The sequence below is a fragment of the Campylobacter sp. RM12640 genome (genome assembly GCF_020137595.1).
In the GTDB taxonomy this organism is placed as follows: Bacteria; Campylobacterota; Campylobacteria; order Campylobacterales; family Campylobacteraceae; genus Campylobacter_E.
This window is the reverse complement of record NZ_JACGAU010000003.1, coordinates 108,037-115,591: the sequence shown is the minus strand read 5'-3', so window position 1 is coordinate 115,591 and position 7,555 is coordinate 108,037. Positions and strand designations below refer to the sequence as shown.

Below are 7,555 nucleotides of genomic sequence, written 5' to 3'. Positions count from 1 at the left end.
CCGCCTTGTCTTATTTATACAAATTTGCGAGATTTTAAAAATTCGCCCCTTAAATGCCTATGTAATAGGCATTTCAACCTTATTAAGTTTCACTTAAGAAAAGCAATAAACCAACATAAAAAAACAACATTTTCAAAGTAAAATAAAACTAAACTATTTTAAGAATTTTTTAAGTTCAAAGATGTTAAAATTCTAAACATTTATATAAAAAAGAAGTCTGATAAAGATTTATATATTAAATAAGTATTCTAATTATGTTAAAATGGTTGCGAAAGAGGGATTTGAACCCCCGACCTTCGGGTTATGAGCCCGACGAGCTAACCACTGCTCTATTTCGCGATAAATAAAAGTGGATGGGGTAAAGGGATTCGAACCCCTGAATGACAGGACCAAAACCTGTTGCCTTACCGCTTGGCGATACCCCAATGCAAATTAAAAGCGTGATTATATATCAAAAAAATATATTTGTCAAGTAAAATTTTTAAAAAAATAATTTTTACTTATTTTTTTGTATTTCTAAACATTTATATATTATTTTTACATACACTTAATTAAAATAATTATTAAAAGGAAAAATATGTCTTTTGTTAGTATAGAAGAAGGTATAAAAGAATTAAAAAAGGGAAATATGTTGATAATGTTAGATGCTGAAGATAGGGAGAATGAAGGTGATTTGATTTTTCCAGCAGAATTTAGCACACCAGAAAAGGTGAATTTCACATTAACACATGCTAGGGGTGTTGTTTGTGTAGCACTAGATAAAAAAATTGCAGAGCATTTTGAATTACCGCTAATGGTTCCTAAAAATACATCTAATCATGAAACGGCATTTACTATTACGGTAGATATTAAAACGGCAAGTACAGGTGTTAGTTCTAGCGAAAGAGATGCTACTATAAAATTATTTGCAAATAAAAATGCAGTTGCAAGTGATTTTGTAAGACCTGGTCATATTAATCCGTTAATAGCAAAAGATGGCGGTGTATTAGTTAGAACAGGGCATACGGAAGGAACGGTTGATATGTGTAAATTAGCTGGTCTTACTCCTGCTTGTGTAATTTGTGAAATTATGAATCCTGATGGAACAATGGCTAGGCGTGATGATTTAATAGAATTTGGCAAAAAGCACAATATAAAATTAGTAACTATTGAAGACTTAATCAAATATAGATTACAAAATGAAAGCTTAGTATCAAAAATTAGTGAAGAAAAAACCAAATTACTATGTAAAGATGTTAAAAAGATTGTATATAAAGATTTTTTAGGAGATATTCACACTATTTTTGCTTTTGCAGGTAAAAATGAAAAAAGTCTGATTAAGTTTTATAAGAGCTCTAAAGATATTAATATTTTAAATGCTACTAAATTAGAAGAAACTTTAAAATCAATAGATGATTTAAGTAAAGAAGGTGGTATGCTAGTATTTATGGAAGGCTTAAAAAGCGATGATAAAAACTATGGCATAGGAGCACAGATTTTAAAAGATTTAGGCATTAATAAGTTTAAATTTTTAGGCAATCAAGAACAATTTGCAGCCTTAAGTGGCTTTGGCTTAATTATTGAATAATTAAAATATTTAGAATTTGAAATTAAATAATTGATTTCAAATTCTATTTTAAAGCTTATTTATTTAAACCCAAAACCTTGCAGTATTCACAATACACACAGCTAACAGAACGCTTAGCACATACTAAAGGAATATTTCTTTTTTTAGCTTGACTTTTTATTTTTTTCATAGTGTTATGATTTAAAAAACTTGTAAGCATAACAACACAGCCAGTATCTTGTGGAATGCTTTGACGATTTACTCTATTTTCATTTCTAGCATCCCAATGAGTGATTGTTTTTGCACCTAAGTCATGTAAAACTGCTTTAATAGGGGTAATCTCATCTGCACCAATAACCAAAACTGACATAAAACTCTCCTTAAAAATAATTTTGAGTATGATACTCAATTAACCTTTAAAGAAACTGATAATTATTATAAATTTCTAATAATTATATTAACTTACATTTTTATACAATGGTTTTAGGCTTTCATATGCGATATTTATCTCTTCAAATTTTTCTTTTAACACTCTTTTTACTTCTTCACTTTTTTCCGAGTGAAAATCAGGATGATAAACTTTACTTAACTTAAGATATTTATTCCTTACAACATCAAAACTAGCTCCTACTTCCACTCCCAATGTTTTAAAATGTTCTTCTAAAAGCATACAAACATTTAAAAACCTATTGTCTTTTTTCAGCTCATTTTTAATTTCTTTTTTAAATTGCAAATAAGCCAATTCGCTTAGACTAAAGCTTACGCAGTAATTTAAATGCTCGTTACAAGCACATAGTTTATCTAATAAACTTAAGGTATTTTCATCTTTATAAGTGATGATAAATTTAGTTTTTAATATTTTTATATCGTGCTCTTTAAAATAATTAGAAAGATAAATTATTAAATTTTTTTCAAGATTTGAGAAATTTAAAATTATATCTTTTCTCATAAAATCAAGCTTACAATTTATCATTGCTTTTAGGCTATTTACGCTTACTAGATTTAGTTTAAATTTTTTATAATATGCGGTATTTATATTTTGAAGTTGTTCGTTATTATATTTTTTATTCAATATTGATAGTAATTTTAAAAAATATCTTCTTTGTGGAATTTCATTTTCAACATAAAATGATATTAATTTGCTTTTCTTTCCGATATTTTGTGAAAAATTTTTATTAATTATTTCTTTCATTTCTTTAAAAAATGAAAAATCTTGAGTATTTATACTAATTGATTCTAAATTCTGTACAACTTGCATTTATAACCTTTATTAAGTTTTTTATAAATAAGCAATTTGTATTCCAAATATAATTGTAGTGATTTTCAAAAGAACTTTTGCAAAAGGAAATAATATTAATTTTCCTTTTGCAATGTAGAATTTAAATAGCGATTAATACATATACTATTGCTGCAATAATTGTTGGTATTGCATTTCTTTTAGCTAGTTCAATTGGATTAACCTTCGCATAAGTAGCACATATAATAGCAGCTCCTGCAATAGGGCTCATACTTCTTCCAAGTCCAGCTACAGCAGTTACAACAGAGCCAAGGTGCATAGGGTCTAGTCCGATATCTGCTGCTTTTATTGTTACAGCTTGATTAAATGCTATTCCGGCAGCATCTCCGCTACCTGTTATTAAGGCTAGGGCAAAAGTTCCAACAGAACCTATGAAAGTTGCAATATTTGGGTTTGATTTCATAAAATCAATTAATTGTTGAACAAATCCCATGGCTTCAAGCCCTGCAACAAATATCCCCGCACAAATAATGATTCCATATACATGTGAAAATCCTTCACCCATACCAGCACAAAATTTCTTCATAACTTCACCGGCTTTTACATCTTTAAAGCAAGTAATAAATGCTAATAATGAGCCAATAATCATTGCATGACCAATGCCAACTTTTGGAACTTTAAGTGCAAAAGTAGCTTCATACCATTCTTTAAAATGCGAATTGCTAAGAACTAAAAGTATAGCAACAGGAACAATTGGAACTATAGCTTTTATAGGATTGATTTTGAAATCTTTATCATCATTGCTTTCATCTTCAAGAACATAACCTTTATATTCTTTTAAAAGTAAGCCAACAATCATCAATCCAAAAGCACAAATTACAGCACTTACTCCAAAATAAAACGCTTCATAATGAATTACTTCCATTACATTTACTTTACTAACTTCAGCGACTATATTTGTCTGATGATAACCAGGGTTTAAGTTTGCGCTTCCATAAGTTCCTAATAAAACGGTTGAAGCAGCAAGTGCAGGATGAACCCCCATTCTCATAAGTAGCGGGATAATAACCGCACCAACAGCAGCAGAGCAACCAGCAGCAGAAGTTACTGAAATATTAATAAATGCAGTGATTAATACAGCTCCAGGAACTAGAAAAATACCTGCATATTTTAATACTTTTGACAAAGCATGAACTAAATGCTTATCGCAAGTTGTAAGCTTTAAAACATAAGCAAAACCCATAGCAGCAACTATTGGTTCAATAATGTTTGCCTTTTTTATCGCTTTAGTAAAAGCTTCTAGTGCGTCCATTGGAGCACCTGCAATAATACATAAAACAACACCACTTGTAAAAAGAACCATTCTTGATTCGTGGCGTTTAATTAAAAGTGTAATAGTAACAATTACTACTATTAACGCTAGTGCAATTTTAAGAATTGCAAAACTTTCCATATTTTCTCCTTAAATTAAGTAATAAAAATTAAAATTAATTTTCATTTATTCTAACTGAAAGTTGTTAATTTGATATAAATTATAAAAATGATAAAGCAATAATTAAAATATATTTAATATAAATATTAAATACTATTAAAATAATTATTGTAATTGCTCTTCTATAATTTTTTTATATTTTAATAATTCTGTTGTTATTAAATCCTTTTTTTCATCATTTATATGAAATTTCAAGATAGTAACACTAATTGCAGCAAATATTTGTTGGTTTTTATAAATAGGCACAGCAAAACAAGAAAAATCATCATCATATTCTCCATATTCATAAGAATAACCTAGATTTTTACAATACTGAATATTGTCGTATAAATCATTTATATTATTGATTGTTCTTGCAGTATTTTGCTCTAGAATTTGTTTTTTGAAAATACTTTTTAATTCATTTAAATTCTTATCAAATAACAATGCTTTACCAAGAGCAGTTGCGTTAGCATTGGCTACATCTCCAGCTTTTGTCTTTAGAATAATTTTTTCATTACCTTCACTTTTATGTAAATAAATTACTTTTTTACCATTTAAAATCCCTAATTGCACGGCTAATCTTATTTTTTTAGCTAGCTCATCCATATAATAAATTATAATTTTTGTAGATTTCCTTTGTTCTAGTTCTGGATTTAGACAAAAAGATAATTTATAATTTTTATTATCAAAACTTAAATAATCTAATTCACAAAGTGTTTTTAAAATAGGATGAAGAGTTCCCACACTGATTTTACATTCTTTTGAAATTTGTGTTATGTTAAGACCTTCATCACAATTTTTTAAAGTCTCTAAAATTTTAATAACCCTTAAAGTTGGTTGATGTAAAGTATCCAAGATTTTTCCTATTTATGTAAGATATTTTAATATATTAGATATTTCTTAATTATCTCTTAAAATTACAAGTTTTTTAGCTTAGTATTATTATTTAGTTTTTAAAAGAATTTAAACTAATAATATACATTATTGTTTAAATAGGAATATGTTGTATTCCTATTTAAAATGGTCTTATAATCATTGCAGTAATTATACCTATCATTATTATAGTAGGCACTTCGTTATAAGCTCTAAAAAATTTACCACTTTTTTTACAAGTATCGTTTTTTAGTTGTTTAAGGTATCTTAAGCAATCAAAATGATAAATCAGTAGTAGAACAACACACAATAATTTAAGATGAAAATAACCAAGTTTCATCAAGGTTGAATTAGCACTAATCATTAAAATTCCAGTAAGTAGTGTAATTATCATAGAAGGTTGTCCTATAAAATAAAACAATTTATCTTCTTGAATTTTTACAACTTCAACAAATTCTTTTTTATGTGAATGTTCTTGATGATATACATAAAGGCGTGGCAAATAAAACAAAGTCGCCATCCAAGAAATAAACGCTAAGTAATGAAGCCATTTTATCCAATCATAATTGTTAGCTAGAAATTCCATTTTTCTTCCTTTTCTTAAAAATTTCTTTTAAAATTATTATAATAACGCCAAGGTTAATACACACATCAGCAATATTAAAAACAGCGAAGTTAAACCAATAATGCCAAGCTATAAAATCAATAACTCCAGGATATAAAAACCTATCATAAACATTGCTTATGCCCCCAGCTAATATGAATGATAGGGCATAATAATTATCGTTTAGGAATTTTTGTTCTTTAATTAAAAGTATTCCAGCAATTATAAGCAACATTATTTGAATATATTTTAGATATTCTTGTAAAAAACTTAGCATTGAAAAAGCAACCCCATCATTAAAAACTAAATAAAAACTAATAGGGGTAAAATGCCATTCATAACCTGCTAAAAATATATTTTTACTAAGTCTATCTAAGATTATTACAATGGCTATTATAAGACTTGAGATGATAATTTTTTTTCTCATACTAGCACACTTTGAAAGTATTTTATACATTCATTTTCCATATTTTTTAAGGTTTTTTCGTTTTCACATTCAAGTAATATTCTCATTAAATTTTCAGTTCCTGAATATCTAAATAAATAATTCACATTATTTTTATTTAATTTTTCATATAAGTTATCTATGCCTTCTAATTTATCTAAAGGTTTTTTTTCTGTGATTTTTAGGTTTGTTAAGCTTTGTGGAAATAATTTAATTTCGCTAAAAATCTCGCTAGCTTTTTTATTTAATAATAATTTTGCTACTTGAAGTGCTGCTACTATGCCATCACCAGTTTTTGCATAATCGCTAAAAATTATATGTCCGCTTTGCTCTCCACCAAAATTATAATTTTTATCTTGCATTGCATGTAGAATATATTTATCTCCAACATCGGTTGTAATATAAGAAATATCGTGTTTTTTAAGATAATTTAAAAATCCCATATTACTCATTTTACTAATTGCAACACCGCTTAAATTATTATTATCTTTTAAAGCTTTTGCTAAAACCCCTAATAAAATATCTCCATTAATGATTTCTCCGTTTTCATCAACCACAACCAATCTATCAGCATCTCCATCAAAAGCAAACCCAACATCAGCTCTTAATCTTTTTACTTCTTTAGCTAACATATTTGGATGAAGTGCTCCACAATTATCATTAATATTTATTCCATTTGGCTCACAAGCTAATGTTATAACATCAGCTCCTAATTCAGAAAAGACAGCAGGCGCAACCTTGTAAGCCGCTCCATTTGCACAATCTAACACAATTCTAAGGTTTTTTAAGGTTGTATCTTTTGGAAAAGAATTTTTAATATGAACTATATATCTACCTATTACATCATCAATTCTTTTTGCAGAGCCGATTTTATCCTTTATTGCAAGATGCGAATTAATTAAATTATCATCATTAAATATTCTATCTATTTCAAATTCTTCGCTTTCGCTTAATTTAAATCCATTAGCATCAAATACTTTAATACCATTATCATAATAAGGATTATGAGAAGCACTTATCATAATAGCAAAATCACATCTTAAATCTTGACTTAAAAAAGCAACAGCAGGTGTAGGCATAGGGCCAATTTGCAATACATTAAAACCTACTGCATTAAGACCACTAACGATTGCATTTTCTATCATATAACCACTTCTTCTAGTATCTTTTCCAACTATTACTTTTTTTGTTAATGCTTTATTTTTAAAAAAAATTCCAATAGCCATAGCAGCTTTAAGAGCTTTAAAAGCACTTAAATCATTACCTGCAAAACCTCTAATTCCATCTGTTCCAAATATCATTTTTTTGCCTTTCAGTATGATTTTAATTTTGAATTAAGATTATTTTAACAAAACTTTACTAAAATCAGTCTTTTA

8 protein-coding genes and 2 tRNA genes are annotated in these 7,555 nt (G+C 27.5%); 1 reads left to right on the top strand and 9 read right to left on the bottom strand.

The annotated features are described in order from the left end of the window. Window positions 1-263: 263 nt before the first annotated feature. Together AVBRAN12640_RS01965 and AVBRAN12640_RS01960 are read right to left on the bottom strand one after the other, a co-directional pair. Window positions 264-339: transfer RNA gene (locus tag AVBRAN12640_RS01965), tRNA-Met, on the bottom strand. An 11-nt stretch (window positions 340-350) separates the two neighbouring features. After that, window positions 351-425: transfer RNA gene (locus AVBRAN12640_RS01960), tRNA-Gln, on the bottom strand. A 152-nt stretch (window positions 426-577) separates the two neighbouring features. On the opposite strand from AVBRAN12640_RS01960, the gene AVBRAN12640_RS01955 reads away from it, so the two are divergent. Further along, the gene (locus tag AVBRAN12640_RS01955) at window positions 578-1,567 is read left to right on the top strand and encodes a bifunctional 3,4-dihydroxy-2-butanone 4-phosphate synthase/GTP cyclohydrolase II (protein ID WP_214117180.1); all 990 of its coding nucleotides are present in this window, start codon (window positions 578-580) and stop codon (window positions 1,565-1,567) included. Between the two features lie 55 nt (window positions 1,568-1,622). Here AVBRAN12640_RS01955 and AVBRAN12640_RS01950 read toward each other — a convergent pair whose 3' ends face one another. The 7 genes from AVBRAN12640_RS01950 to glmM all read right to left on the bottom strand — a co-directional run bounded on the left by AVBRAN12640_RS01950 (window position 1,623) and on the right by glmM (window position 7,480). Beyond that, a complete protein-coding gene (locus AVBRAN12640_RS01950; RefSeq protein ID WP_214117178.1) occupies window positions 1,623-1,916 on the bottom strand; it encodes a DUF2325 domain-containing protein in 294 nt (97 codons plus the stop codon). Between the two features lie 87 nt (window positions 1,917-2,003). Then, the gene (locus AVBRAN12640_RS01945; RefSeq protein WP_214117176.1) at window positions 2,004-2,804 is read right to left on the bottom strand and encodes an adenylosuccinate lyase; all 801 of its coding nucleotides are present in this window, start codon (window positions 2,802-2,804) and stop codon (window positions 2,004-2,006) included. A gap of 121 nt (window positions 2,805-2,925) precedes the next feature. After that, a complete protein-coding gene (dcuC, locus tag AVBRAN12640_RS01940; RefSeq protein ID WP_214117164.1) occupies window positions 2,926-4,236 on the bottom strand; it encodes a C4-dicarboxylate transporter DcuC in 1,311 nt (436 codons plus the stop codon). Window positions 4,237-4,380: 144 nt separating this feature from the next. Next, on the bottom strand, window positions 4,381-5,112 hold the full coding sequence (locus tag AVBRAN12640_RS01935; protein ID WP_214117161.1) for an IclR family transcriptional regulator: 732 nt from the start codon (window positions 5,110-5,112) through the stop codon (window positions 4,381-4,383). Window positions 5,113-5,272: 160 nt separating this feature from the next. Continuing rightward, window positions 5,273-5,716, bottom strand: a complete 444-nt coding sequence (gene hemJ, locus AVBRAN12640_RS01930) for a protoporphyrinogen oxidase HemJ (RefSeq protein WP_214117160.1) — start codon at window positions 5,714-5,716, stop codon at window positions 5,273-5,275. Then, a complete protein-coding gene (gene lspA, locus AVBRAN12640_RS01925; protein WP_336608821.1) occupies window positions 5,700-6,191 on the bottom strand; it encodes a signal peptidase II in 492 nt (163 codons plus the stop codon). The genes hemJ and lspA overlap by 17 nt, the downstream gene beginning before the upstream one ends. Then, entirely contained in the window at window positions 6,158-7,480 is a 1,323-nt protein-coding gene (glmM, locus tag AVBRAN12640_RS01920) for a phosphoglucosamine mutase (RefSeq protein ID WP_336608820.1), read from the bottom strand. Before glmM ends, lspA begins: the two co-directional genes overlap by 34 nt. Window positions 7,481-7,555 lie beyond the last annotated feature (75 nt).